The following is a 456-nucleotide window of genomic DNA, read 5'->3' on the forward strand; positions in this document are numbered from 1 at the left end:
ATCATTATCTAATAGAGCACCTTGTGCACCTTCAAAAAGAACGTGCTTTCCCATCTGATCACTTTCATCTAAAAGACGCCACGTACAATCCATAAAGGGTAGAATTTCATCCGCTACTTGCATTAACTCATTATAAAGTGCTTGAGAATCAATTTCTGCCACGCCCATACCACGACGCAAAGCATTATGATGTCGCAAAAGTCGTTCGATTTTAGCCATAAGTGTATCAGCTTCCGCCAAATCCATCACGCGGATAGAACGACGCCCCACCTTATCTTCATAAGCGGGACCAATACCACGCTTTGTTGTACCAATTTTTAAACCCGATAAACCGCTTTCACGAATTGCATCAAGATCACGATGCAAAGAGAGAATTAATGGAGCATTTTCAGCAATACGTAAAATTTCTGGTGTAATTTTTACCCCCTGATCACGTAGTTTTTTTAATTCTGCTAC

1 protein-coding gene is annotated in these 456 nt (G+C 40.6%); it reads right to left on the minus strand.

Translation table 11 applies throughout. The annotated features are described in order from the left end of the window. Nucleotides 1–456: adenylosuccinate synthetase (locus J7R05_RS08040; protein ID WP_208541852.1), on the minus strand; the 456-nt coding region annotated here is incomplete at both ends.

The organism is Bartonella capreoli, from assembly GCF_902813205.1.
GTDB classification, from domain to species: Bacteria; Pseudomonadota; Alphaproteobacteria; order Rhizobiales; family Rhizobiaceae; genus Bartonella; species Bartonella schoenbuchensis.